This is a genomic window from Bradyrhizobium sp. sGM-13 (genome assembly GCF_018398875.1).
GTDB lineage: Bacteria > Pseudomonadota > Alphaproteobacteria > Rhizobiales > Xanthobacteraceae > Bradyrhizobium.
The window spans coordinates 26,096-48,732 of sequence record NZ_JAGWDK010000002.1; the positions used below are offsets into that span (position 1 = coordinate 26,096).

Annotated in this window: 20 protein-coding genes; 10 read left to right on the forward strand and 10 right to left on the reverse strand. The window is 62.8% G+C overall.

All coding sequences use genetic code 11. From position 1 onward, the window contains the following. Positions 1-80 precede the first annotated feature (80 nt). Complete coding sequence (locus KJQ96_RS02585) at positions 81-1,556, forward strand: hypothetical protein (RefSeq protein ID WP_249733675.1); 1,476 nt, start codon at positions 81-83, stop codon at positions 1,554-1,556. Positions 1,557-1,571: 15 nt separating this feature from the next. Next, positions 1,572-2,480 (forward strand): hypothetical protein, encoded by a 909-nt coding sequence (locus KJQ96_RS02590; RefSeq protein ID WP_213285152.1) that lies wholly within the window; start codon positions 1,572-1,574, stop codon positions 2,478-2,480. Here KJQ96_RS02590 and KJQ96_RS02595 read toward each other — a convergent pair. Next, positions 2,468-3,433: an amidohydrolase family protein gene (locus KJQ96_RS02595; protein ID WP_213285153.1), complete on the reverse strand. Its 966-nt coding sequence runs from the start codon at positions 3,431-3,433 to the stop codon at positions 2,468-2,470. The two genes, KJQ96_RS02590 and KJQ96_RS02595, sit on opposite strands and share 13 nt — an antisense overlap. A gap of 152 nt (positions 3,434-3,585) precedes the next feature. On the opposite strand from KJQ96_RS02595, the gene KJQ96_RS02600 reads away from it, so the two are divergent. Next, positions 3,586-5,184 carry an FAD-binding protein gene (locus KJQ96_RS02600; protein ID WP_213285154.1) on the forward strand — a complete coding sequence of 533 codons (1,599 nt, stop codon included), beginning with the start codon at positions 3,586-3,588 and terminating at the stop codon, positions 5,182-5,184. A gap of 329 nt (positions 5,185-5,513) precedes the next feature. On the opposite strand, the gene KJQ96_RS02605 is transcribed toward KJQ96_RS02600, so the two are convergent. The 5 genes from KJQ96_RS02605 to KJQ96_RS02625 form a co-directional block, all read right to left on the reverse strand. Beyond that, on the reverse strand, positions 5,514-6,689 hold the full coding sequence (locus tag KJQ96_RS02605) for a LysM peptidoglycan-binding domain-containing protein (RefSeq protein WP_213285155.1): 1,176 nt from the start codon (positions 6,687-6,689) through the stop codon (positions 5,514-5,516). A 147-nt stretch (positions 6,690-6,836) separates the two neighbouring features. After that, positions 6,837-7,181: a hypothetical protein gene (locus tag KJQ96_RS02610; protein WP_213285156.1), complete on the reverse strand. Its 345-nt coding sequence runs from the start codon at positions 7,179-7,181 to the stop codon at positions 6,837-6,839. Further along, a complete protein-coding gene (locus KJQ96_RS02615; protein WP_213285157.1) occupies positions 7,171-8,271 on the reverse strand; it encodes a hypothetical protein in 1,101 nt (366 codons plus the stop codon). The genes KJQ96_RS02610 and KJQ96_RS02615 overlap by 11 nt, the downstream gene beginning before the upstream one ends. Beyond that, positions 8,264-8,686, reverse strand: a complete 423-nt coding sequence (locus KJQ96_RS02620) for a hypothetical protein (protein WP_213285158.1) — start codon at positions 8,684-8,686, stop codon at positions 8,264-8,266. The genes KJQ96_RS02615 and KJQ96_RS02620 overlap by 8 nt, the downstream gene beginning before the upstream one ends. 208 nt (positions 8,687-8,894) lie before the next feature. After that, positions 8,895-10,307 (reverse strand): TolC family outer membrane protein, encoded by a 1,413-nt coding sequence (locus KJQ96_RS02625; RefSeq protein ID WP_213285159.1) that lies wholly within the window; start codon positions 10,305-10,307, stop codon positions 8,895-8,897. Between the two features lie 341 nt (positions 10,308-10,648). Between KJQ96_RS02625 and KJQ96_RS02630 the strand changes: the two genes are divergently transcribed. Beyond that, the gene (locus KJQ96_RS02630) at positions 10,649-12,502 is read left to right on the forward strand and encodes an acetyl-CoA hydrolase/transferase C-terminal domain-containing protein (protein ID WP_213285160.1); all 1,854 of its coding nucleotides are present in this window, start codon (positions 10,649-10,651) and stop codon (positions 12,500-12,502) included. Between the two features lie 130 nt (positions 12,503-12,632). Here KJQ96_RS02630 and KJQ96_RS02635 read toward each other — a convergent pair whose 3' ends face one another. Continuing rightward, entirely contained in the window at positions 12,633-13,412 is a 780-nt protein-coding gene (locus KJQ96_RS02635; RefSeq protein ID WP_213285161.1) for an enoyl-CoA hydratase, read from the reverse strand. Between the two features lie 120 nt (positions 13,413-13,532). After that, the gene (locus tag KJQ96_RS02640) at positions 13,533-14,210 is read right to left on the reverse strand and encodes a hypothetical protein (protein ID WP_213285162.1); all 678 of its coding nucleotides are present in this window, start codon (positions 14,208-14,210) and stop codon (positions 13,533-13,535) included. Between the two features lie 347 nt (positions 14,211-14,557). Here KJQ96_RS02640 and KJQ96_RS02645 point away from each other — a divergent pair, with 347 nt between their 5' ends. Then, on the forward strand, positions 14,558-15,103 hold the full coding sequence (locus KJQ96_RS02645) for a sigma-70 family RNA polymerase sigma factor (protein WP_213285163.1): 546 nt from the start codon (positions 14,558-14,560) through the stop codon (positions 15,101-15,103). A gap of 2 nt (positions 15,104-15,105) precedes the next feature. Then, positions 15,106-15,744, forward strand: coding sequence for an NrsF family protein (locus tag KJQ96_RS02650; RefSeq protein WP_213285164.1), 639 nt, complete (start codon positions 15,106-15,108; stop codon positions 15,742-15,744). Between the two features lie 14 nt (positions 15,745-15,758). Here KJQ96_RS02650 and KJQ96_RS02655 read toward each other — a convergent pair whose 3' ends face one another. Together KJQ96_RS02655 and KJQ96_RS02660 are read right to left on the reverse strand one after the other, a co-directional pair. Next, positions 15,759-16,865 (reverse strand): DUF2336 domain-containing protein, encoded by a 1,107-nt coding sequence (locus KJQ96_RS02655; RefSeq protein WP_213285165.1) that lies wholly within the window; start codon positions 16,863-16,865, stop codon positions 15,759-15,761. 62 nt (positions 16,866-16,927) lie between these two features. Beyond that, complete coding sequence (locus tag KJQ96_RS02660) at positions 16,928-18,076, reverse strand: GGDEF domain-containing protein (RefSeq protein WP_213285166.1); 1,149 nt, start codon at positions 18,074-18,076, stop codon at positions 16,928-16,930. 419 nt (positions 18,077-18,495) lie between these two features. Here KJQ96_RS02660 and KJQ96_RS02665 point away from each other — a divergent pair, with 419 nt between their 5' ends. The 4 genes from KJQ96_RS02665 to KJQ96_RS02680 all read left to right on the forward strand — a co-directional run bounded on the left by KJQ96_RS02665 (position 18,496) and on the right by KJQ96_RS02680 (position 22,627). Then, positions 18,496-19,065, forward strand: a complete 570-nt coding sequence (locus tag KJQ96_RS02665; protein ID WP_028348949.1) for a sigma-70 family RNA polymerase sigma factor — start codon at positions 18,496-18,498, stop codon at positions 19,063-19,065. After that, positions 19,062-19,772 carry a hypothetical protein gene (locus KJQ96_RS02670; RefSeq protein WP_213285167.1) on the forward strand — a complete coding sequence of 237 codons (711 nt, stop codon included), beginning with the start codon at positions 19,062-19,064 and terminating at the stop codon, positions 19,770-19,772. Before KJQ96_RS02665 ends, KJQ96_RS02670 begins: the two co-directional genes overlap by 4 nt. 35 nt (positions 19,773-19,807) lie before the next feature. Then, the gene (locus KJQ96_RS02675; RefSeq protein ID WP_213285168.1) at positions 19,808-21,541 is read left to right on the forward strand and encodes a S8 family serine peptidase; all 1,734 of its coding nucleotides are present in this window, start codon (positions 19,808-19,810) and stop codon (positions 21,539-21,541) included. Between the two features lie 546 nt (positions 21,542-22,087). Continuing rightward, positions 22,088-22,627: a TIGR03809 family protein gene (locus KJQ96_RS02680; RefSeq protein WP_213285169.1), complete on the forward strand. Its 540-nt coding sequence runs from the start codon at positions 22,088-22,090 to the stop codon at positions 22,625-22,627. Positions 22,628-22,637: the final 10 nt, after the last annotated feature.

Below are 22,637 nucleotides of genomic sequence, written 5' to 3' on the forward strand. Positions count from 1 at the left end.
TTCCTGCCCACTCGGTTTGTGGTTGACGCGATCCGGCGGCCGTCCCTTGATGCCGGCAGGGACAACCGCAGGAGCAAGCCATGCGGATCGAGGAAAGCCAAGGATCTAGCCAAGGATCCAGCCAAGTATCCGCGGGGCAACCAAACGGCCACGCGTCGCCGACGAAATCGGCGCCCACAGCGGAGCAAATCCTCGGAGAAATCCGCGACTATTGCCGCCAGACGCGCACGGCCGAATCGACCTTCGGGCGGCTGGTAGTCAATGACGGTAAGCTGGTGTCGCGCTTACGCGATGGCGCCCGGATCACGACCGGCACGCTCGACAAGGTCCGCGCGTATCTCGCCGAGCACCGGCCGCAGTCGGGCGGCGCGCCGGCCAATTCGCTCTCGGCCCAACCATTGAACGACACGGCCGCCGCCAATGCGGTCGCGCCGCCGGGCTTCCGGTTCTTCGACAACCGCCAAAAGTACCTGTTGTTCGTCTCGACCTGCAGCGAGAAGACCGAGGTCGGCAACCGCATTTCGCTCGAGCTCGGCAATCTGCAGCCGGCGCCGCCGGCGCTTCGTATCTTCGATGCCGGCGTCGGCGACGGCACCGTGCTGTCGCGGGTGATGCGGGCGGTGCATGCGCGATTTCCCACCATGCCGCTCTATGTCGTGGCGAAGGAGATCTCTTACGAAGACGTGCGCCTGATGCTGGAGAAGATGGCGGATCGCCTGTTCGAGCATCCCGCCACCGTGCTGGTTGTGACCAACCTCTATTACGCCGAGGCGCCATGGCTGACGCCACGCTCGGTCACGTCAGCGCAAGGCCTGATCTGGAAAGACATCACGCTATCAGGCAACACCGCGCATGGTTTCGCCGAGCAGATCGGCGAGCTCGAGAGCTTCCTGGCCGAGAACTGGCGCGCGGGCATCAGCCCGACCACGGGCAATCCGGTCTATCAGCGCCCGGTGATCCTGACGCTGCGGCGCGAGGATCATTCCTTCCTGCTCGATCCGATCATGCCGCGGCCCGGCCGCGTGATGGCCGACTACGATCTGGTCATCGCCTCGCAGCCCTATCGGGCGCGGGCGAGCGTCGAGTTCAAGGCTTCGAAAGTGGTGACACCGCTGGTCAAGGCGCTGCGCCCGGGTGGGCGGCTGATCGGCATCCATTCGCATGGCAAGGATCCCGGCATCGAGATCATCGATCAGCTCTGGCCGGGCGACGATCCCTTCAAGACCGACCGCTACGCGATCCTTCGCCAGGTCAAGCACGAGCTTGGCGCGGCCGCACGCCACTACAATTTCAATGCCTCCTCCGATGCGCGCTCAATCTTCCGCTACCAGATGCACACGCTGCCGGACGAGGTCAGCGGCCCGATCGGCACCTCGACGCTGTTTGCGGCCTGGAACGCCGCCATCTATGTGGCGCAGATCGAGGACAACAGGCTGTCGGAAGTGGTTCGCGATGGCCGCTATCTCGAAGCTACCGACCGCGTGCTGAAGAAACATGGCGGTCTCTGGTTCAACGACGAGACCTATGTGATCTCGCGCCGCCGCGCGCCGGCATGACAAAGGGAGGCGCCATTGATCGTCTCCGACAAGGCATCCGCCAGATTAGCCGCGCTACTGTCGAAGGCATCCGTCGAAATTTCCTCGCGCGGGCATCAGATTGCGGAACTGAGCGATCGTTTCGCTGGAGGCACCAACGTCACGATCACGTTCCTGCCCGGCGATAATTATCGCCACAACATTGAGACGGCTGCCGCGCTGCGCCGCGCCGGCTACAATCCGGTGCCCCATATTGCGGCGCGCGAAATGGCCTCGCGGGAAGCATTTAACGATTTCCTGGCGCGGGCGCGCGGCGAAGCCGATGTCTCGCGCATCCTTCTGATCGCCGGCGATGTCGCCGCTGCGAGAGGCCCGTTCAAATCGACGCGCGATGTTGCCGCCAGCGGCTTGCTCGAGACGCATGCGATTGCATCCGTCAGTGTGGCCGGTCATCCCGAGGGGCACCCCTATCTCGATCTGCCGGACGCGCTGAACGGCCTCAAGGAATGGCGCGACTGGGGACGGCGGACGGGAACGCGGATCGATGTCGTCACACAATTTTGCTTCGAGAGCACGCCGATCCTGGAATGGATCGGCGCCCTCGATCGCGCGGACATCGATCTGCCTGTCATCGTTGGCCTAGCCGGTCCGGCAACGCCGGCGACATTGACAAAATTCGCGCTCCGCTGCGGCATCGGCAATTCCATGCGCGCGCTGCGGGCCCAGATCGGCCGGTTCGGCCGCCTGCTGACGGATACCGGACCTGACGACGTCGTCAGGGGATTGCGCGCGGCGCCTGCGGCGGCAACCGCGCCGATCGCCGGATTCCACCTGTTCCCGTTCGGCGGCCTACGCAAGGCCGGTGACTGGCTGCGCAATTACGACCGCGATCTGTTCGGACAGCAGCGGGCCGCGATGTCGAGTGCCGGGCTTCAGAACCCGTAGAGCTGGGCGGGATTGTCGACCAAAATCTTCTTGCGGATCGCCGCATCCGGCGCCCACACCGGAAGCTGATTTAAGAGCCGTCCGTCGTCGATCTGAAACAGCGGAGTAACGTCGGTAATCTTCTTGTCCGCAGGCGTGACCGAGTTCGGGTGCGGCCAATCTGTGCCCCAGACGATGCGATCGGGATTGGCTGATATCAGCGCCTTGGCGAGCGGGATGCAATCGGTGTAATCGGGCGCGAGTTTGGAGGCGCGATAGGCGCCGGAAATCTTCACATAGGCCTTGCCCGATTTGACGAGATCCACGAGGTCGGCAAAGCCCGGCTGCTCGACGCCGAGACCTGCCTTGGCGCCGCCGAAATGATCGAACACGACCGGCAGTGGGGAGGCCATGACAAGATCCTTGATCGCGGCGATCATCGCCAGGTTGGTGTAGATCTGCATGTGCCAGCCGCGCGCTCTCATGCGCTCGACGGCGGCTGTGAAGCGTGGCCGCGCGACGCTCGGATCGTTGACGCCGCCGGTTGCGAGATTGAGGCGCACACCGCGAATGCCGGCCTTGCCCATGACATCGAGATTGCTTTCCGACGTCTTGTCGTCGATCACGGCAACCCCGCGCGCGGTGGGCCCCCGTGCCGCCATGCCGAACAGCGTGGCCGAATTGTCGGTGCCGTAGACCGAGGGCGTGACGATCACCACGCGCTCCATGTGCAGCGCCTTGTGCAGGGCGGTCATTTCCTCGGGCGAGGCCAGTTCGGGCGTATAGACGCGGCCGGAGAAGAACGGGAATTTTTCGGGATCGGGGTGGATATGGGTGTGGCAGTCGCAGGCGCCCGCGGGCACATCGAAATTCACCGGCGTTGCCGGCTGCGCCGCTTTGGCAGAGGCGGTTCTATTGTTCATGGTCACTCCGGCTGCGATGGAGGCGAACATCATACTGCGTCGCGTCAGCATTGGTGTTCTCTCACATGTATTCGGCAGCTCTGCAATTGTCCGCTCCGGCTTATCGCTTCGGTAACGCAACCGGTCTATCGAACCAGAAGCCGCCCAAATTTGACTAAAGATCCGCCCGCCCGGAATATCCTGCAATCCCCTGGAATCAATTCATGAAGAAATTTTCGCAAAAGTTCAAAACCGGCGTCTCCGTGGCCGCCGTGGTCGTCGTGCTGCTCGGCGTTTACAGCTACCGCAAGCTTCAGGCGCTGGCCGCCGATCCTACCGGGGAAAAGGATTGCAGCCCGGCGGTCGGCGGCGGCGAGCAGGCGAAAATCGATCTGGAGCGGATCAAGGCGATAGCGCCGCTCAAGGACGTGAAATGGTCGCAGCTTGGCGGCAGCATCAATGATGCGAGCTGTCTAAACAAGACCGAAATCTATGGCGTGGTCGCGGTGCGCAGCGTGGAGGACATTGCGAAGACGCTGGCCTTTGCGCGCGACAACAAGCTCTCCGTCACCACCGCCGGCGTCCGCCACAGCATGGGCGGGCACGCCTTCCGCAGGGGCGGCATTGTGCTCGACATGCGCGGCTTCAACAAAATTTTGCTGAACGAGAGCGCGCGGTCGATCACCGTGCAGCCGGGCGCGACCTGGCACGACATCCAGAACGTCTTGCACCCGCGCTTTGCGGTGCGCGCCATGCAGTCGACCGACATCTTCACCGTCGGCGGCTCGATCTCGGTCAATGCCCATGGCATGGACCATCAGGCCGGCGCGCTTGCGAAATCGATCAAGTCGATGAAGGTGATGCTGGCGGACGGTTCGCTGCGCACGGTATCGTTGACCGAGAATGCGGATCTGTTCAACCTCGTGGTCGGCGGATACGGCCTGTTCGGCGTGATCGTCGAGGCCGAGCTCGATATTGCCGATAACCTCGTCTACCAGACCGGCCGTCGCGTGATGAACTACAAGGAATTTCCGGCGCTGTTCGCCGGCGAGATCGAGAAGGATAGCAATGTCGGCCTGATGTACGGCCATCTCTCAACCGCGCCGAGCACGTTCCTGAAGGAGTTGCTGCTCTATACCTACACCAAAATCGACGGCACCGATTTCAAGCGCCAGCCGCTCGGCGAGGTCAGCGGCACCAAGCTGCGGCGGCTGACCATCAACCTGTCCAAGCAAGGGCCGCTGTTTCAGGAAATAAAGTGGCTATCCGAGAAGCACATCGAGCATCGGATGGAAAACTGCACGGTGACGCGCGCGCAGGCGATCGGATCGGCGGAGGCCTGTCTCGTCAACCGCAACGACCCGATGCACGATTCCGTGCCTTATTTGCGCAACTCGCTCCCTGACGATACCGACATCCTGCACGAATATTTCATCCCGCGCAGCCAGTTCGTCTCGTTCGTCGATGGTATGCGCAAGGTGCTGACTGACAACAAGACCAATCTGCTGAACGCATCGGTGCGAGTCGTGCATCAGGAAAACAATTTCCTGACTTATTCGCCGGAGCCGGCATTCTCGCTGGTGCTCTACATCAACCAGACCACGGACGAAGAGGGCAACCGGCGGATGAAGAAGGCGACGGAAGAACTGATCGATCTCACCATCGCGCACAAGGGCCGGTTCTTCCTGCCTTACCAGCTCTACTATTCGAAAGACCAGTTGCAGCGCTCATACCCGGAGATCAACGATTTCTTCGCAGCGAAGCGGAAGTATGATCCGGGCGAGTTGTTCACCAATGCGTTTTACCAGAAGTACGCGTCGTGATGCCTGTCTGCCATCCGGGAGCATCGTGCATCGCTCGGCAAAGCAAAATGGCAATCATGGACATCACAAGAAATCCCGCAGCCTCGCAAGTTCAACGACGAGTTCGGCGGAGATTATTTTTGGGATCAAGTCGCCCTGTGGAGCGGTATGAATCTCGTAGAGATGACGTTGGCTGAGCGGTTGCTCCAGAAACTTGGTGATGCATTCGTCCAACGTGCCGTCAAGCACCGAGTACGGAGCCGACCAAACAGCGCCTTTGACGCGTTCGTTGTTTTTCGAAGGCCATTTTTTTAGAACGGCAGGAGCATGAAAGTCCGTTTGAGCACCCCTTAAGGATTGGCTTCCCGGTTGGGAATGACAAAGGTCTGGCCGGGATAGATGAGGTTGGGATTGCGGATTTGCTCTCGGTTGGCCTTGTAAATCGTCGCGTAGCGCGTGCCCGCGCCGAGGGTGGCCTGACTGATACGCCATAGGCTGTCGCCGCGCGATACCGTGGTGGTCGTGATCTTCGGCACCACGACGCTCGAGGAGTTCGTGACGTCCGGCAGGGCGCCGGCCGACGCATCCGCCACCTGGGACTTCGGCAGGGCGGCGGAGTCCGGTTTGGAAGGTGAGGTGCGCGGCGGTACCGACGCGGTAACCACCGGGTCGGGCGCGTTGAACGGCACCTCGGCGCGTCCACGCACCACGCCGGACTTCGAATCCACCTCGTCCAGCCTTACGCGATAATTCCCGGGCCCGATTCCTTCATTGATCGTGACGGCAAAGCGTCCATCCGCCGCCGCCGTTACCGACGCAATAAAGCTGTCGTTGAGATAGAGCCTCACCGGAGCGCCTGAGCGCGCGCGGCCGCTCACATGGAATTTGCCGCCGGCCTCGATCTCGACCGCCTCCACAACCACCGCAGCGGTGTCTGGCTTCGCCTGAGATGGCTGTGACATCAAGACGGTGGGTTTGTTTGGCGTCATCAGGGCCACGACCGGCCGTTCCTTCAGGTTCGGCTCAAGCGCCACCGTCACGCTCTGCTTGGACATGATCTCTCTGCCGTCGGACTGCTTGGCGCGCAACGTCAGATCGTAGGTGCCTAGCGGAAGCGGGCGCGGGATCATCACGAATTGTCCGGATTGATCCGCGATCATGCGGTCATGCAGTTCGCCATTGCGCAGCAGTTCCACGGTGACGCCCGGCGCCGCGCGTCCCGCGATGACAGCTTCGCCGTTCGGTTCGATGCGGGCGACATCGAACGCCGGCTCGCCGTCGCCGGTCTCGGGCGTGGCGGTCGATCCGGCCAGTGCGGCCGCCACCGCGTTTGCCTCCGCCTGCACGCTTGCGAGTGCCGGCCCCTTAATGCGCTCGTCAGTGGCAGGCTTTGGCGCGACGCTTGCAGCCTTATCAGCAGTCGGCTCGCGCCCAATATACTGCATGGCGACGATCGTTCCGATGCCAGTCGCCGCAACAAGCCCTACTAAGGGCACGACCAACCGGTTCATTGATGTCTTGATCATGGTCTTTAGCCCGTCGGCCGGGAGGTCGGCCCGCCACCATTATACAGGTACTTCGGCCGAAATGGGTACTCAAGCCGAGAGATAACCCGCAGGCACAGAAGGATTAAGCCGTCCAGGGCAGGCCGGCCAGGCTGGAACCCTGGTTCGTCAAAGCTGCGCGGTGAACCGATTCGGCGGCAGGCCGCTGCAGCCGCCCGCCTGTTCGGCGTCGAGCACCAGCAGCGCGCCGGCCGCGTAGAGACGTCCGACGAAATCGGCGTCGTCGGAACGCGCGATGGTGACGTAGTTGTTCGACGCGAGAATGCGGCCGTTGGCCTTGGCGATGGCGGCCAGCGCCTGGGACGGCGGGCCAATGACTGCCATTGACTTGCCGGGGGCTGAGCCGAAGGTCAACACGGTGACAACGGCAAGCCAGCCGCACACGACGAGGGCGATCGCGCCGCCAATCTGGCCCCAACGCCCACCGCCGCGCTGGCGTCCGTCAGTAGTCATAGAAGTGCTCAATACTTGCACCCCTGGCCTTGAGCTCGCGGTTGATATCGACGAACTGATCGATCCTTGCCTTCAGGCCCGCCCGGCGGAAGCCGGGCTTCGCATCCAGCTCCAGTGAAAACAGCTCCGTCGTACCCTTGATATCGAGCTTGGCGGCGTCGGGCGCAATCACGGTGATAAGGATGTCGTGATTGCCCGCGATCTCTGCAACCCCATAACCCTGATCCAGCACTCGCTGCAGGATGTCGGTGAACGCCTTGTAGCGCGGCGTCTGCACGAGCTGCCATTGTGCGTTGAGCGCGCGGATCGGCTTGATGCGCGGTTCTTTTGCCAGCACCTCCGGCGGCAGCGTCGCGACGGCAAACATGATGTCGCGTGGCTCGTTGTCATTGCTGGCGTCGAGCGCCTTCTGAATCAGCGCGGCGTAGCCGACCTTGACGAAGTATTCCGCGCCGAGCGCGAAGTCGCGCTCCCGGCTACGCAAGCTGCTTGGCGTCGGCGCCGAAATTGCCATCAGGCCGTCGAGCTTTTCCTGGAACGGGTATTTGTACCAGGGGACGGTGTAGAGGAACGCGGCATAGTCCTGCAGCACGGCGCGGCCGAATTCATCCTGCGGGGTGCGCTTCTCGCCTCTGATCCATTCGAACATGCGGCCGATGGTATTCTCGTACAATCCCTTGACGGCATATTCCACGGAATAGCTGATCCCAATCACGTAAATCATCGTCTTCACTTCGGCCAGCGATTCTCCCGTTGCGGGCACGGCGCGGTTGATGGTGCAGAAGCTGCGCCAGAAACCGAAGATGTGGCCGAGATAGTTGAAACGGCTTTCGCCGGAGCGGTCGAGGAAGCGGCCGAAATCCTCGAACGAATAAACGATGTACCATTCGGGGAACGTGAAGAACGTGTTGTTCAGCTTGCGCCGATAGCCCGGCTCATCGATGGCGGGCAGGGTGACGGCCGGCGCAGTCGAGGCCAATGTGCTGACCGCGGGCCGGCACGTGCCCTCGATATAGGCCAGCGGCAAAAGCACGATCAGCGCAATCAGGATCGCGACGACAGCCAGGATGCGCCGCAGCCACTTAAGCATGAACGGCGGTCCGCGTCCGCGGCGCGAGCAGATAGCCGATCAGGATGGCGACGCCGCCGAGAGCGAGATGCGGCGCGTTGGCGAAAAACCGCGTCGAGAGCGGCAGGTTGAGGACACCGTTGATCAGGATGCCGAAGTCGAGATAGCCGCTGCCGGTGAGCAGGCCGAGCACGCCGTCGGCAAAATAGAACACGCCGAACAATTGAAAAAACAATTCCGAGGCGCGGCGCGAGGTCATCGCCGCAATTGCGGCCCATAGCGCCGACACCAGATGCAGCCCATCGGCATACCAGGTGCGGCGAAACAGGCCGAAGATCATGTCATTGGCGTCGATGAGGGCCGGGATGTAGCCGGTGAGGATCACGAAGCCGAGCAGGGCGGCGTAGCCCCAGGCGCACAATCTGATGACGTCCATGATGTCTCCGGCCGGTTCGAATCTCGGGCCAGTCTAGAGTTTTCCAATTGTCTTGAGTTGCTGGCGACTGAAAATACCGGACATGATCAGCGTCCGGTTAACACCGCGTTTGTCGTCATTCCGGGATGGTCCGAAGGACCAGACCCGGAATCTCGAGATTCCGGGTTCGATGCTTCGCATCGCCCCGGAATGACTGGGGGAGTACAACCTACTGCCCGGACGGCGTCCGCAGGCCGTGCCAGGCGTCACGCACCTGATGGTAGTGCACTTCCGGCAGGTAGTCCGGCGTGTTGAGGCCGAGATTCTTGACGTCGAGCCGACCGATGGCGCTCAGCAGCGTATAGGAAGCGATGACGCGGTCGCGCTGCGCGCCGATCAGACGAGCCTTGGCCAAGATCAGGTCCTGCTGGGCGTTCAGCACGTCGACCGTGGTTCGCTGGCCGCCCGCCGCCTCTCGCTGCACACCCTGCAGAGCGACGGTGGCAGCGCGCACTTCAGCTTCGGATGCCGTGACCGCAATCTTGGCGCCTTCATTGGCGACCCAGGCGCCGACCGCGGCGGTGCGAGCCTGGTTGCGGACCTGGTCCAGCACCTGCCGGCTTTGCGCTGCGATTTCCTTGGCCTGCCGGGTCTGTGAGGCGGCCATGCCGCCATCATAGATCGGCTGCGTGAGCTGGCCGGTCACAGAAGCCTGGTCGGTCCCGAGGGTGCCAAGCGTGGGATCCGAGTCCTTGCTGCGGCTGGCGCTGCCTTGCAGCGTGATCGTTGGCATCAGACTGCCTTCGGCGACGCGGATGGAAGTCGTGGCGACGTCGAAATCGAAGCTTGCCGCCATCACGGCGGGATGCCCGCGGAAGGCCTGCCCGGTGGCGTCATCGCGGCTGCGCGGCAGCAGGCGGTCAACGGTGTCAGCGGGGCGGAGCTGGTTCGGCGCGTTGCCAATGACCTGAAGATAAGTCGCTTGGCTGACGGCCAGATTGACCTCAGCGGCATTCAAATCGGCGCGGCCCCGGCTCAGACGCGCCTCGGCCTGCGCAGCATCGGTGGGCGTGACGTCGCCGGCATTCAGACGCTTCTGTGTGATGCCGAGGGTTTCCTGCAGAAACGCCACGTTGGCGCGCTGGGCTTCGACCAGCGATTGGTTGGCGAGAACGTTTGTATAGACCGTGACCGCATCCAGCAGCACGCCCTGACCGACATTGCGCAGCGCCTCGCGACCCGCCTGCACCTGCAATTCCGCCACGCGTACACTGTTGGCGGTCCTGAAGCCGTTGAACAACGTCTGGGACACGGTCACGCCGATGGTCCAGGGCTTCAGGTTCGCCGACTGGACGGTGTTGTCGGGCAGCAGGTTGCGCACCGCCTGAAAGCCGGCAGAGAGAGTAGCGATGATCTGCGGCCGATAACCCGAAAGCGCTTGCGGCACGTTCTCGTCGGTGGCGCGCTGGCGGGCACGTTCGGCATTGAGCGCGGGATTGGTCTGGTAGGCCTTGGCCAGCGCCTCGGGGAGGCTTTCACCATGCGCGGCCGGCGCCGCAAACGCGAGGCAAGCCACAGCAAGGCAAATGCCCGATCGAAGTAACCGTTCAACGTAGCCAACTTTGGCGGCGCGCCTAGCCATTTGATTCCGTAGTCAACACGAGAACGTGATAACCCTGCTTCGAGCCATCCCGCTCAATCTTCTTGTTTGAGCATGATCACAGGGAATGACGGTTACCCGTCATTCCGGATCATGCACTGTCCGTCCGCCCCCGCCGACATCCTCGGTTCGTCTACCTGTTTAGGGGGCGCCATGGCCACAGGCAAACTGCCGCGCGACATCAGTACATTAATTCGGTGAAAGTCCGTGCTTGGCTGTTGCCGGTTCGTCACAGACGAATCTTGGGTGAAGATAGGCTATAGCTCTCGTGGCTGGCGTCCGATTCCAGGGCGGCTGCCTGCTACGCCCCAGGTTCGCATTCGATGCCAAAGCTGTTTTCCGATCCCGAAGCGATCGCGGAGGATATCATCCGCGATGTCGGAACCAGTCTCGTGGTTGGATTGCCGCTCGGGCTCGGCAAGGCCAACCACATCGTCAACGCGCTCTATGCACGCGCACTGGCCGACCGTTCGATCAAGCTGACGTTATTTTCGGCACTGACGCTGGAAAAGCCGCGGCCCTCGAGCCTGCTCGAACAACGTTTCATCAGCCCGGTGATCGATCGTCTGTTTGGTGGTTATCCTGACCTCGCCTATGCCAATGCACTGCATGCCGGAGAACTGCCGCCCAACGTCAAGATGATCGAGTTCTTCTTCCTGGCCGGCAAATGGCTGCACGTGCCGTTCGCGCAGCAGCATTACATCTCCGCGAACTATACCCATGCTGCATCGTATTTGCTGGCGCGCGGGCTCAATGTCGTCACGCCATTGGTGGCCAAGCGCGTTGTCGATGGCGCAACGCGTTACAGCCTGAGCTGCAACACCGACACAGCGCTCGATCTGCTGCGCGCCCGCGCCGAGGGGCGCGCTTCGTTCAAAGTGTTCGCGCAAGTCAATTCAGAACTGCCGTTCATGCCGGGTGCGGGCGATCTGCCGGGGGAAGAATTTTCCGCCGTGCTCGACAGCCCCGCGACGGATTTCCCGCTGTTCGCCCCACCGGCCGAGCCGGTCAGCGACACCAAATACGCGATTGGGCTTCACGCCGCGAGTCTCGTACCTGATGGCGGCACGCTGCAGATCGGCATCGGGCAAGTCGGCGATGCGCTGGCGCAGGGGCTGATCGTCCGTCATCGGGACAGTGCGCAGTTCCGCGCCATCATGAAGCGGCTTGCGCCCGGCGTGGAGCCGGTGGAGAGCGCGCCGTTCGCGAAGGGGCTGTATGGGGTCAGCGAAATGCTGATCGAGGCGTTTCTCAATCTGATCGAGGCCGATATTCTCAAGCGCGAGGTCGACGGCGTCGTGCTGCACGGCGCATTTTTCCTTGGGCCGAAATCGTTCTATCGCGCGTTGCGCGAGATGCCGCCCGATCAGCTCGCGCGCATCCAGATGATGCCGGTATCGTTCACCAACGAGCTCTATGGCGACGAGGATGCCAAGCGCCGCGCGCGCATCGATGCCCGCTTCGTCAACAACGCGATGATGGCGACGCTGATGGGGGCAGCGGTCTCCGATGGTCTCGACAATGGCCAGGTCGTCAGCGGCGTCGGCGGTCAGTACAATTTCGTCGCGCAGGCGTTCGCGCTTCAAGGCGCGCGGTCGATTCTCACGCTGGAGGCGACGCGGCAGGCGGGTAGCAGGACGCACTCCAACATCCGCTGGAACTACGGTCACGAGACCATCCCGCGGCATCTGCGCGACGCCTTCGTTACCGAATACGGTGTTGCCGATGTCAGGGGCAAATCGGACGCCGAGACCATCGCGGCGATGCTCGCGGTCACGGATTCCCGTTTCCAGGATGAACTGGTCAAGATCGCCAAGGGTGCCGGCAAGCTGCCGAAGGAGTTCGAAATTCCGCGCGCGCATCGCGAGAACTTCCCGGAGCGGATCGCGGACGCCTTGAAGCCTGCGCGCGAGGAAGGGCTGTTGCCATCGTTCCCGTTCGGCAGCGATTTTACCGAGGTCGAGCAGCGGCTGATACCGGCCTTACAGTTGTTGCGGGAGGCGCAGCGGATGCCGCTACGTCTGCCGGGATTGCTGTGGCAGGGGATGACCCAGCCGCCGGATGCCTCGAACCGCGAATGCCTGGCGCGGCTAGGCCTCGATCGTCCGACGACGTTTGCCGAACGTGCCTATCGCGCGCTGGTCAACGCGGCACTTGCGCGCAGCCGCAAGCCATAATCCGTCGTCCCTGCCTAGTGCCGTAGGGTTGGCAAAGCGTAGCGTGCCCACCATCACTTGTGCCGAAGGCTAGAATGGTGGGCACGGCGCTGCGCGCCTTTTGCCCACCCTACAAAACTGGAGCTCGGCCCTACCTGTTCTTGTTCAGCGGCTTGCGCTTCTCGATGAACGCCGCCATGCCTTCGGCGCGATCTTCCAGCGCGAAGGTCGAGTGGAACAGGTTGCGCTCGACATTCATGCCCTCCGACAGCGGCGTCTCGAACGCGCGGTTGATGGCTTCCTTGGCCATCGCGGCCGCGGGCCGCGACATCGAGGCGATCTTTTCCGCGGCTGAGAGCGCTTCTTCCATCAATTTGTCGGCTGGCACGACGCGGCTGACGAGGCCGGAACGCTCCGCTTCAGCCGCATCCATCATGCGTCCGGTGAGGCAGAGATCCATCGCCTTGGACTTGCCGATCGCACGCGTCAGCCGCTGGGTGCCGCCGATACCGGGGATGGTGCCGAGCGTGATTTCGGGCTGGCCGAATTTGGCGGTATCGGAAGCGATGATGATGTCGCACATCATGGCAAGCTCGCAGCCGCCGCCGAGCGCATAGCCGCTGACTGCCGCGATCGTCGGTTTCCGGCAGGTGGCAACGCGATCGCCGCCGATGGCGGTGAAATCGCTGGAGAACATGTCGATGAAGCTTTTCGGCTGCATCTCCTTGATGTCAGCACCGGCGGCGAACGCCTTTTCGCTGCCGGTGAGCAGGATGCAGCCGATCTTGTCGTCGGCCTCGAGGTCATCGACCGCGGCAGCGATTTCACGAAACACGCCGAACGACAGCGCGTTGAGCATTTTCGGCCGGTTCAGTGTAATGATGCCGACCGCGCCCTTGCTCTCGACAATGATGTTCTCGAACGTTGCCATGATCCACCCCCGGATGGTCCTTTTCGCGGGCAATGTGCCCGCTGGCGGGGTGGGCTTCAAGTGGGCTGGAACGGATCCCCGGATCCGGGATGTGGGATGCCGCGTCCGGTATTCCGATAGCTACGCCATGAACATGCGCGCGGCCGAGGCCACCGTCAGCAGCGCACCGAAGGCGATGAAGATCTTTCCGATCAGCGAGGTCTTGTCCAGGGTGGAACTCTCGTTGCTGGCGACCTGATCAGAGGTTTCCGATGCAGGTTTGGTCGAAGCCATCGCGACCGTCTGCGTGGCGGAGCCCTCGGGCGGTGTCGCCTGCAGCGCCCGATCGACGTCGTTGAGCTCGTCGGAGGCAACTACGGTAGCATCGGCCGGCGCCTCAGCATCAGCCGGCTTGTCCGCCGCCGTTTGCAGGACGGTGTTGGCCTTCTCAGACATCGCCGCCGACATCCCCTTGGCGCTGTCGGCCGGCGCATCGGCTGCCGTCATTTGTGCGTTGGCGTTGGCGAGCCATTCGGGCATCCCGGACGGAGTGCCGCCGCTCGCATCGGCGACCTGCGTTTCCTCAGGCTGCTTGTTCTCCACGGGTTTCGATGCCGCATGCGTGGATTTGCGATGGGCGGAGCGCTTCTTCAGGGAACGCGAACCCTGCCTGGCGGACTTCTCGGGCGTCGCACTTTCCGGTTTCGACACCGCGGCGTCATCGGTGCCGGCCGCCGTCGCCGGCGATGGTGCTGCGAAACCCAACAAAAGGCCTGCCGCAAGAATGAAGGCCGACCCCGCGCTGGCTCGGATCGTCATGTGGAATCTCCCCATTGGCCGCCGCCCAGCGGCGAAATGAGACCCCTCAGGTGTCCACAGCACGGCGGAAAATGGGAATCTTCGGGCAACACTTGGCAAAAGCTGGGCAATGTCGGTCAGCCGACGTGCTTGCGGGCATTTTGCCGACGCGGAATTAGCGAGCTACGCCGGATGCGAGCCTGCGCAATCGATGTTATGAGCCTGCTATCGCGCAGCCGGTTGTCCCCCGATTCCCCGGATAGGAAGCCAGCCCAAGCTGCCCGCGGGACCTTCGGTCACGAGTTCGTGATCTGGTCGTCCTGATGTAACAAATTGAAAGATCGACCGAATTACAAGTAGGAGCGCGGGTGCGCGAACGGGATGACGAATGGACCGGCCTGATGCGGTCGGCCATTGCAGGCGACAGCTCGGCGTATCATCGCCTGCTCAAGGCCGTCACGCCGGTGCTCCGGGCGGCGGCGCGCCGCGGTCTGGCGCGGGCAGGGCAACCGGTCGATCAATCCGAGGACATCGTGCAGGACATTTTGCTGGCGGTCCATCTGAAACGGCATACCTGGGATGTCACCGCTCCATTTGCCCCATGGCTGTTCGCGATCGCCCGCAACAAGCTGATCGACGCGCTGCGTCGCCGCGGTCGGCGCATTTTCGTCGATATTGATGATTTCGCCGAGACGCTGCCGGGCGAAGCGCCGGCCGAAACGGCTTCGCCAGGCGAGGTCGCTGCCCAGCTCCAGACGCTGCCGGCGCGGCAGCGCGACGTGCTGCAGTCGATCGCGGTCGACAGCGCCTCGATCAAGGATACGGCGGCGAAATTTTCGATGAGCGAGGGCGCGGTGCGGGTGGCGCTGCACCGGGGGCTGACCAGCTTGACGGCGAAGTTGCGGGAAAATTGAGCATGGATACCGATCAGCTCATTCGAACGTTGGCGGCCGACAACGCGCACCGCGCGCGGCCGGTCGGCTTCGCGCTGATGCTGGCGCTCTTGGCCGCCGCACCGGTTTCGCTGTTGATGTTCTTCGCCGAGCTCGGCGTCAGGCCCGACGTGATGGTTGCGATGCGCAATCCGTTCTTCGACCTGAAATTCGCGGTGACGCTGGCGCTCGCGATCTCGGCAATTGCCGTCAGCCTGCATCTGTCGCGGCCTGAAGCTTCCTTGCGCGGATTTGGCTGGCTGCTGCTGGCGCCGGTAGGAATTTTGACCGCCGGGATCGGCGGCGAAATGATGATGCCGCAACGGTTGCCGATGATGACGCGGCTGGTCGGCAAGAATTCGTGGGTCTGTCTGACGGCGATCCTGCTGTTGTCGTTGCCGATCTTGGCCGGCGCGCTGCTCGGATTGCGTCACGGGGCCCCGTCGCGGCCTGCATTGGCGGGCGCCATCGCCGGACTGTTGTCGGCGGGATTGGCGGCAACGCTCTATGCCTCGCATTGCACGGATGATTCACCGCTGTTCGTCGCGACCTGGTACACGATCGCGACCGCGCTGGTGGCCGCGATCGGCGCGCTCGCCGGAGCGAAGCTGCTGAAATATTGAAGCGTGCTACGGACCTACGCCGGTACGTTCTGCTGCATGCGGTGGAAGCGCAGCACTTGCTGCGCCGTCGAAGGCCGCAACCGTTCATAGGTGTCCTTGCAGGCGCCAAGATCGGTCGGCTCCCCGCCGGACAGTTCGTCGCGCATCCTTATGATGGTCCTGACCGTTGACCAGGAAAGGCCTGCGACCTTCGCCAAAATCATCACGCCTTCGGCCCGGCTTTCGATCATCATGTTCTCGGCGATTGCGACCGGCACGTTGGCGAGCGCCGCAATCGAGGCGTTGGCCTCGTCGAATTTCCCGGCATCGGCAAACGACGCCACTTCGGATTCGTCGAGCCGGCCGTGCTCGTACAGCGACTTGATCAGCGCGTGCGCAATCTCGGTGTTCCTGGTGATATCAGAGGTCGCCGAACGCGCGCGCAGCGTTGCCTCCTTGACCACGTTCGGCACCTCGGCCGCCTGTTGCGGATTGGCCGCCTCCAGCCGTTGTCGCACCGTGTCGGAGGCCTTCGCGAGCAGTTTCAGGTAGAGATGCCGCGGCACGGGACGCATGCCGATGCAGGCGGTGAGATTGTCGTCGCCCTCGGCGCGGCTGACGAGGCGGGTAAAGCCGCGCTCGGTGAATTCCGCGCCGGGATTGTTGACGGTCGACTGGATCACCTGATCGTTGCCGCGCTGGACCAGCACCTCGGTGACCGCGCCGCTCAGCGTCTTGCGGGTCGAGATCGCCATCAAATGCGCCTGGCTCTTGCTGCGCGCATTCTGGATCAGGGTCTTATCGTCGAGCCGCATCGATTGCGACAGCACAGGACCAGCCACCTCGATGACGTCGTCGAATGCAAGCGCGCGGATGGTGAGCGGCGGGGCAGTGTCGATCGGAGCGAGACGGTTGGCCAGCAGCATCTTGGCCGAGGTTTCGATGTGGTCGATCAGGCACTGGAAGACATCGTCGAACAGCCCGACCTGCTCGTCCGAATAATCCACCGCGCCGTTGATGAAGAGATCGGTCACCCGGCGCAGCGTCTCTACCCGGCGAGCGACGGTTCCGTGCGCAAGCGTGGACTGCAGTTCGTCGAGCAGGTTTCCGGGAGAAGGAGAAGTAGCGGTCTTCGAAATCATGACTCTGTCCTGGAGCAAAAAGCGGCGGAGCTTCTTCGCCGCCAGAGCTGAAATACATCGGATCAGGCGCTGGTAATCCGGTTACGTCCCTGCGCCTTGGCTGCATAAAGCGCGCTGTCGGCGCGCGCGAGAAATGTGTCTGATGTTTCGTCCGGGTTCAGCGTTGCAACGCCTGCCGACATCGTCACCTTCATGCCCTGCGAGAATGCGCTCCAGTCGAGATCGGCAATAATGGCGCGCAACCGATCGAGCGCGTGCATGGCTTGGTCGACGTCCATGTCGGGCAGCACCAGTAGGAATTCCTCGCCGCCATATCGGCCGAACCGGTCGATGCTGCGGATGTTGGCAAACATGGTGATCGAGAATGTCCGCAGCACCTCGTCGCCGATCGGGTGACCGTAGGCGTCGTTGATGCGCTTGAACCAGTCGAGGTCGATCAGTGCGATCGAGCAGGGCGATCCGCTGCGGCTCGCGCGGGCGATCTCCTCCTCCAGCATCCGCATGATGCTGCGGCGGTTGGACGACCCGGTCAGTTCGTCGAGTTCGGCAAGCTCCTCGATCCGCTTGTACGCCGCCTTCAGTTCGAAGCTGCGGTCGTAAAGCATCTTGCGCATGGTAGAGCCGTACAGTCCCACGAAGGCGCATTGTCCGATGGTGAGGACAAAGGAAAGCATGGCCGCGACGCGTTCGGTCTGGGTGGTAATCGGCAGGCCGATCGGGGTGCTGGCAAACAGGAAGATCGGCGCCAGGCCTACAATGGTGAGGGTCCAGGTGATGATCGCCTGCCAGGACGTCATTCGCAGCGCGCCGAATCCGAAGATGAGGAATACGACGCTCAGGAAGGCAAATCCGATCTGTGGTGCGGCCAGCAGAAAACAGAGCTGGAGCGCGACGTGGCCGGCGACCTGGAAGATCGTGAGATAATGGTCCTCGAACCGGTCGTTGAAGTGGGCTTCCGACAACACGACAAAGACCGACACCAAGCCGATACCGGAAAGGAAATAGGTCGATGGAATGGTGATCGGGACGGTGCCGGCGTAGCAATAGACCAGCAGGACCGAGGTGATGAGCAAATAGCTGACGCCTTGCACGGCCAGCATCTGGCGGCGCTGGCCGGCCCGGCGCTTCAATAACTCCAGCGGCAGGCGGGCGACGCGCGCGGTCGCATTGTGGGAGCCTTGCCCCTGAAGCAATGATGCCGCGCCGCTCATGTCCCGCCGCTGTTGGTGATGCCGGACGAAACTTTAGGGAATAAAGCCTTTAGGTTTGGTATCTTTTGAAGCCGAATCGGCTCCGTTAAAACCCGACCATTGCACTGATTTCGCAACGGAAATCTGCCGAATTCCGATAGTGCGGAACCTGCCCGTGCGGGGACCCTGGGGCGTCGCGCGGATGCTGCCCTGCCGGCGAAGCCTTGCTAAGGTTGGGGTAGCGCGTTTTCAGGAAAGTGTTTCCGTAATATGATACCAATTCTGGAGTTTGGCTCCATTCTTGCGTCAAAATGGCCTGGCAATGGCCATCTGTGGGGTAGATCACACATGCGATGCGGGCATTGCCGTAATGTGAAGAATCTCACTGTTCCCATCGAACCGCCGGCCACCCCCGTCCGACCAACTTTGCGAGACGGCCATTGAGTGCGACACAGGCGGCTTCAGACGAAATTCTGATCGCTCGGATCGCTCAAGGCGACCGGCTCGCCATGCAGGTGCTTTACGGAAGGCACCATGTCAGGGTGTTCCGTTTCGGGCTTCGGCTCGTAAGGGACGAACAGGTCGCGGAAGACCTCATCAGCGAGGTTTTTCTCGATGTGTGGCGTCAGGCTGGCAAGTTCGAAGGCCGATCCGCCGTTACCACCTGGCTCTTGGCGATTACGCGGTTCAAGGCTCTTTCGGCACTTCGGCGCCGCAAGGACGTTGGGCTGGACGAGGAAACCGCGAACGCGATTGAGGATACGTCCGACGATCCGGAAGTGGTGGTGCAGAAGAAGGATACGGGTGAAGCGCTGCGCAAGTGCCTGACGGCACTTTCGGCAGAGCATCGGGAGATCGTCGATCTCGTCTACTACCACGAGAAGTCCGTGGAGGAGGTGGCCGAAATCGTCGGTATCCCGGAGAACACCGTCAAGACGCGCCTGTTTTATGCGCGCAAGAAATTGGCCGAGTTGCTCAAAGCAGCAGGCATAGAGCGAGGTTGGCCATGATGGCAGCGAGCAAAAAAATGCTGGATCACGAGCCCAGCGAAGTCGAGATGCTGTTGCCCTTCCATGCGGCCGGCACCCTGAGCGCGCGCGATGCACGCCGCGTCGAGGAAGCGCTTGCAGAGGATACCGAGCTTGCCCGTCAGTATGCCGTCATTCGCGAAGAATACGCCGAGACGATCAGCCTCAACGAGACCCTGGGTGCACCGTCCACGCGCGCCATGCAGAAGCTGTTTGCCGCAATCGACGCGGAGCCTGCGCGCGAGCCCTCGCGCTCGGTGAGCCTGTCCACGCGCGTATCGGAGTTTTTTGCAAGCCTGTCGCCGCGTACGCTCGCCTGGTCGGCGAGCCTCGGCGCGGTGGCGCTCGTGCTGCAGGCCGGCGTGATCGGCGCCGTGCTGATGAAAAATCAGACCGCGTTGTTCGAGACGGCGTCGCTAAGCCTGAACGAGCGGCCATCGGCGCCGATTACGCGCGATCTCGCAGGCAGCCTCGCGCCGCCGCGCGCGCTGGTGCGGTTCGCGCCTGAAGCGCGCATCGCCGACATCACGGCGCTGCTCGACAACTACCAGGCCTCGATCGACGGCGCCAAGGGCGGCATGTTCCGGCTGCAGTTCGGCAACAAGGCGATGAGCAAGGACGAAGTTGCTGGCCTGCTGAGCAGGCTGCAGCGCGAGAAAATCGTCAGCCTGGCGGTGGCAACGCCGTAAGGCCGCCTGGCGCGGGCCGGGCAAGCTGAGGTCCCATGGTTCATGATGGCGTGAGTTGGTGGACAAGGACCCAGCGTGCGACATGGGTGGTGTCGGCCGCGCTGTTGCCGCTAATCGCTTTCGGACCCTCGGCGGTGCATGCGCAAAGCATCATGCGCACCCCCAGTCTGAACGTTGGCTCGCGGGTACCCACCATCAGTCCGACGGTGACGCCGCGGATCAGTCCGACCGTCACGGCGCGGCCGGCCATGCGCGCCGATACCGTCGCGCGGACGCCGCCGTCCCGGATCGGCACCATGAGTTCGACCCTGCGAGTCCGTCCGGGGGCCGGTGTGCGATCGACGCTTCCCCATGCGCGGTTTTCGCCCAACCTCTATCCGGCTTGCGCATATGCGCTTCGCGGTCCCGATGGCGAGTGCTTTGATCGTCCGGTGATGTCGGCCGGCAGCGGCAACGGCGCTTCGGCCAAGAAGGGCAAGGGCGGATCGGGCAACAACAACGCACAGGCAGCGGTCAATCTGCGCGCGGTCAAGAACGAACTCGTCGCCGAAATCGACGGCGCGTTATCTACTGCCGAAGCCGACCAACTGGCGCGGCGTCACGGCCTGGAACGCATCGCGTCGCAGAACTTCCCGTTGCTCGGCGGCACCATCGGTCTGTTCCGCATCGTCGATAACCGGCCGGTGGACACCGTGCGCCGCGAACTCGCGGCCGATGCCAGCGTGCGTTCGGTGCAGCTCAATTTCCGTTACTTCCTGCAGGATCAGAAGAAGGCTTCGACCGCGGGCGATGCCGCGCAATACGCCGTCGCCCAGCTTCGGCTGCCACAGGCGCACGCGCTCGTCCGCGGCATGAACGTCACCATTGCGGTGATCGATTCAGGCGTCGACGCCAAGCATCCCGAACTCGCCAATTCGGTTGCCGACAGTTTCGATGCGCTCGGAAGCAAGGAAGGTCCGCATGTCCATGGCACGGGCATTGCCGGCGCGATCGTGGCGCATGCCAAGCTGATGGGTAGCGCACCGGAGGCGAGGTTGATCGCGATCCGCGCGTTCGGCGCGGGATCGAAGGGCGCGCAGAGCACGTCCTATGTAATCCTTCGGGGATTGGACTACGCGGCCGAACACGGCGCGCAGATCATCAATATGAGCTTTGCCGGTCCGAAGGATCCGCTGATCGAGCGAGGCATCGCCGCGACGGCGGCCCGTGGCATCCTGATGGTGGCTGCGGCCGGCAATGCCGGCGCGAAATCGCCGCCGCTCTATCCGGCCGCCAATCCCAATGTCATTGCGGTGAGTGGCACCGACGCGCAGGAAAGACTGTTTGCGGCATCGAACCGGGGCAACCACATCGCGGTTGCTGCACCGGGCGCGGATATCTTGCTGCCGGCGCCCGATGAAAAATACCAGATCACGTCGGGCACCTCGTTCTCCGCCGCCTATATCAGCGGCGTCGCGGCGCTGATGATGGAGCGCAATCCTTCGTTGAAGCCGGGCGATGTTCGCGCAATCCTGACCAGGACCGCCCGCGACCTCGGCACCCCCGGCCGCGACGATCAGTTTGGGGCAGGTGAGGCCGATGCCTTTGCCGCCGTTACGGCCGCGGCCGCCGCACCGGCGGTTCCGCTTGCCTCGGTTTCCGGTAGGCCTGCGGGGGAGAAAGCGCCGGCGCATGACCCGGCCACGGATAACACTTCCGTGAGTCGCGCATTGAACGACGCCTCGGCCTCGATGGCGGCGGACAAATCGGCCGCAAACGCTGCAAAATAGCCTGCCGCGCAGCGATTTTCCGACGATGGTCCCTAAAGACAAGGTTAAAAAAATCGTCCGGCGTTTTGAACGTCTTGGGAGGGTGTCGCGACTTATCTACGTGGGAGCGGTAATCCCTCCCCATAGGCTGTATTCGGCGCGAGCGCCCATCCACCCCAAGCGCCCATATAGCTTGACCCGTCCGGTTGTCCCCCCGGACGGGTCTTTCATTTTCAGCGCAGGGTTTTGGACGAAGCTGCGTTTCGTGCGGCACCGTGACGGCTTGCAACTGCAAGTTTTTCGACTCGTCTGCACGATGCGCAATTTCCCCGTGCATCTCCCCAAACGAAATGATCGAGGCTCGCCGCGCAACGCGACCATGCTGCTGTGCGCTCGACCGCGAATAGAGCGGATTAACCCGTAGTTGTGCGGGTTTCTTCGATTGTTGCGTATTCCTGTAGCTTCACGCACTGGACAACGAAAAAGTTTTCCACAGAATATCCCAGTCACATTCCACTGATTCGTCTCGGTTGCGTCTGCGTCCGTCTCTCTCTTACGGGCTGATTTATGGCACATCCTGCAGACGTGGCACGTGGCCGCAACATTGTTGCGCGCTGGTGCAGCCTTGCCGAGCAACGGTTGGAATACCTTACTGAACTGTTCGAGACCGGGCGCTGGCGCCGCTTCCACACCGAACGCGAATTCCTCGAAAACATCCAGGAAGCCAAGGCCGCCGTCGCAACCTGGCGTGACCTGTTGAGCCGCGAAGCTTCGCTCGACAACACGCAGATCGATATGACCTGGCTTGGCCGCCGTCGAACGACGCCGCTGCTGCTGACGCCACTGCCGCGCGACGAGGGTTATCGTCCGCCGGTCGTGCAGCTTCAGCCGCAGCCGGCGCCGATCGTTGCAACGTCGCCGCCGATTGCGACCGCGCCGCCGCGCGACGTTCCCGCCGATGTTCTGGTCGCGCTGGAAAGCCAACTCGTCGTGGCGGACGAGGCGCCGTCCGTGCCTGATGTGCTGGCGCTGGATGAGATGCCGTTCCCGGCGATCGATCTCGACGCGATGAAGGAACGCTATCCGGCGTTGCGCAACGCGCTGTAGGTGGACGAGG

Excerpts from the sequence above, each read along its gene's own strand:
- KJQ96_RS02585 (WP_249733675.1), top strand. The coding sequence starts at position 81 with ATGCGGATCGAGGAAAGCCAAGGATCTAGCCAAGGATCCAGCCAAGTA.
- KJQ96_RS02595 (WP_213285153.1), bottom strand. The coding sequence starts at position 3,433 with ATGCTGACGCGACGCAGTATGATGTTCGCCTCCATCGCAGCCGGAGTG.
- KJQ96_RS02600 (WP_213285154.1), top strand. The coding sequence starts at position 3,586 with ATGAAGAAATTTTCGCAAAAGTTCAAAACCGGCGTCTCCGTGGCCGCC.
- KJQ96_RS02605 (WP_213285155.1), bottom strand. The coding sequence starts at position 6,689 with ATGATCAAGACATCAATGAACCGGTTGGTCGTGCCCTTAGTAGGGCTT.
- KJQ96_RS02610 (WP_213285156.1), bottom strand. The coding sequence starts at position 7,181 with ATGACTACTGACGGACGCCAGCGCGGCGGTGGGCGTTGGGGCCAGATT.
- KJQ96_RS02615 (WP_213285157.1), bottom strand. The coding sequence starts at position 8,271 with ATGCTTAAGTGGCTGCGGCGCATCCTGGCTGTCGTCGCGATCCTGATT.
- KJQ96_RS02620 (WP_213285158.1), bottom strand. The coding sequence starts at position 8,686 with ATGGACGTCATCAGATTGTGCGCCTGGGGCTACGCCGCCCTGCTCGGC.
- KJQ96_RS02625 (WP_213285159.1), bottom strand. The coding sequence starts at position 10,307 with ATGGCTAGGCGCGCCGCCAAAGTTGGCTACGTTGAACGGTTACTTCGA.
- KJQ96_RS02630 (WP_213285160.1), top strand. The coding sequence starts at position 10,649 with ATGCCAAAGCTGTTTTCCGATCCCGAAGCGATCGCGGAGGATATCATC.
- KJQ96_RS02635 (WP_213285161.1), bottom strand. The coding sequence starts at position 13,412 with ATGGCAACGTTCGAGAACATCATTGTCGAGAGCAAGGGCGCGGTCGGC.
- KJQ96_RS02640 (WP_213285162.1), bottom strand. The coding sequence starts at position 14,210 with ATGACGATCCGAGCCAGCGCGGGGTCGGCCTTCATTCTTGCGGCAGGC.
- KJQ96_RS02650 (WP_213285164.1), top strand. The coding sequence starts at position 15,106 with ATGGATACCGATCAGCTCATTCGAACGTTGGCGGCCGACAACGCGCAC.
- KJQ96_RS02655 (WP_213285165.1), bottom strand. The coding sequence starts at position 16,865 with ATGATTTCGAAGACCGCTACTTCTCCTTCTCCCGGAAACCTGCTCGAC.
- KJQ96_RS02660 (WP_213285166.1), bottom strand. The coding sequence starts at position 18,076 with ATGAGCGGCGCGGCATCATTGCTTCAGGGGCAAGGCTCCCACAATGCG.
- KJQ96_RS02670 (WP_213285167.1), top strand. The coding sequence starts at position 19,062 with ATGATGGCAGCGAGCAAAAAAATGCTGGATCACGAGCCCAGCGAAGTC.
- KJQ96_RS02675 (WP_213285168.1), top strand. The coding sequence starts at position 19,808 with ATGGTTCATGATGGCGTGAGTTGGTGGACAAGGACCCAGCGTGCGACA.
- KJQ96_RS02680 (WP_213285169.1), top strand. The coding sequence starts at position 22,088 with ATGGCACATCCTGCAGACGTGGCACGTGGCCGCAACATTGTTGCGCGC.